The organism is Polaromonas sp. P3_C2 (assembly GCF_056402675.1).
The window spans coordinates 1-2,081 of sequence record NZ_JBFUGX010000696.1 but is presented as its reverse complement, the minus strand read 5'-3'; the positions used below and the strand labels follow the sequence as shown (position 1 = coordinate 2,081).

The following is a 2,081-nucleotide window of genomic DNA, read 5'->3' as shown; positions in this document are numbered from 1 at the left end:
CGCCTATCCCGGCGCCTCTGCCCAGACGCTCGAAGACAGCGTGTTGTCGGTGATCGAGCGCGAAATGAACGGTTCACCCGGCCTGATCTACATGGAGTCGGTGGCGCAGGCCGACGGCTCCGGCAGCATCACGCTGAGCTTCGAGCCCGGCACCAACCCCKATCTCGCGCAGGTGGATGTGCAGAACCGCCTGTCGCGCGCCTCGCCGCGGCTGCCCGCCGCCGTCACGCAGCAAGGCGTTCGCGTCGACAAATCACGCTCCAACTTCCTGCTGTTCATCATGCTGTCGTCCGACAATCCCGCGCACGACCCCGTCGCGCTCGGTGATTACGCTTCGCGCAACATCGTGCCCGAGATCCAGCGTGTCAAAGGAATCGGCCAGGCCCAGCTCTTCGGCAGTGAGCGCGCCATGCGCATCTGGCTGGACCCGGCCAAGCTCACGGGTTTCAGCCTGTCGGCAAATGACGTTAACAACGCCATCCGCGCGCAAAATGCCCAGGTGTCGGCCGGCAGCATCGGCGACCGTCCCAATGTAGCGGGACAAGGCATTGCTGCCACCGTGGTAGTCACCGGCCAGCTTGCCAATGTCGAGCAGTTCGGCAACATTGTCCTTCGCGCCAACACCGACGGTTCGTCGGTGCGCCTTAAAGACGTGGCCCGCATTGAACTGGGTGGYCAAACGTATGCCACGTCGGCTCGCCTGAACGGCAAGACGGCGATCGGTATCGGTGTTCAGCTGGCACCCAGCGGCAACGCGCTTGCCGCTGCCAAGGCCGTTCGAACCAAGATGACCGAACTCGAGCGCTATTTTCCGCAAGGCATGAAGTGGAGCATCCCCTACGACAGCTCGCGCTTCGTCAAGATTTCGATTTCCCAGGTCGCGGAAACGCTGTTTGAGGCGGTGGCCCTGGTGTTCCTCGTGATGTTCCTGTTCCTGCAGAACTGGCGCTACACCATCATCCCGACCATCGTGGTGCCGATTGCATTGCTGGGCACTTTCGCCACCTTGCTGGCGCTCGGTTTCTCGATCAACGTGCTCACCATGTTCGGCATGGTGCTGGTGATCGGTATCGTCGTCGATGATGCGATCGTGGTCGTCGAAAACGTCGAACGCATCATGACCGAAGAGGGCCTGCCGCCGCTGGAGGCCACCCGCAAGGCGATGGGCCAGATTTCGGGCGCCATCATTGGCGTCACCGTGGTGCTGATTTCCGTGTTTGTGCCTTTGGCATTTTTCGCGGGCTCGACCGGCAACATCTACCGCCAGTTCTCCGCCGTGATGGTTTCGTCCATCGGCTTTTCCGCCTTCCTGGCCCTGTCCCTCACGCCGGCACTTTGCGCCACGCTGCTCAAGCCGGTTGAGGCTGGGCACCATCACGAGAAAAAGGGTTTTTTCGGCTGGTTCAACCGGGGGTTCTCGCGCACCGCAAAAAGCTATGAAAGCATGGTCGCGCGTATTCTCAAACGCGCCGCACGTTACCTGGTGATCTATGTGGCCATCATTGCCGCTGTGGCGGTGGTATACCTGCGTTTGCCCACATCCTTCCTGCCCAATGAAGACCAGGGCAACCTGCTGGTGAACGTGCAGTTGCCGCCGGGCGCAACTTACGAGCGCACGCTTTCGGTGATGGAGAAAGTCGAGGGTTTCATGCTCAAGCAGCCGGAAGTCGAAAGCATGGTCGGCGTGCTTGGCTTCAGCTTTTCCGGCCAGGGCCAGAATGCCGCGCTGGCGTTCGTGACGCTCAAGGACTGGAACGAGCGCGACGGCGAAGCGCATTCGGCCTCAGCGATAGCAGGACGGGCTTTCGGCGCCCTCATGGGTGTGCGTGATGCCTTCATCTTTCCGCTCAGCCCCCCACCCATTCCCGAACTGGGAACGGCCTCGGGCTTCAGCTTCCGCCTGCAGGACCGCGGAGGTGCGGGCCATGATGCGCTTATCAACGCACGCAACCAGCTTTTGGGCATGGTTGCCAAGAGTCCGGTGCTCACACAGGTACGGCCCGACGGCCTGGAAGATGCGCCGCAGCTGCAGCTGGACATAGACCGTGACAAAGCCAATGCGCTGGGCGTGCCGTTTGACG

1 protein-coding gene is annotated in these 2,081 nt (G+C 61.8%); it reads left to right on the top strand.

The genetic code is table 11. The annotated features are described in order from the left end of the window. A partial coding sequence (locus AC1DWI_RS20870) for an efflux RND transporter permease subunit (protein ID WP_477725647.1) occupies positions 1-2,081 on the top strand: 2,081 nt, incomplete at both ends.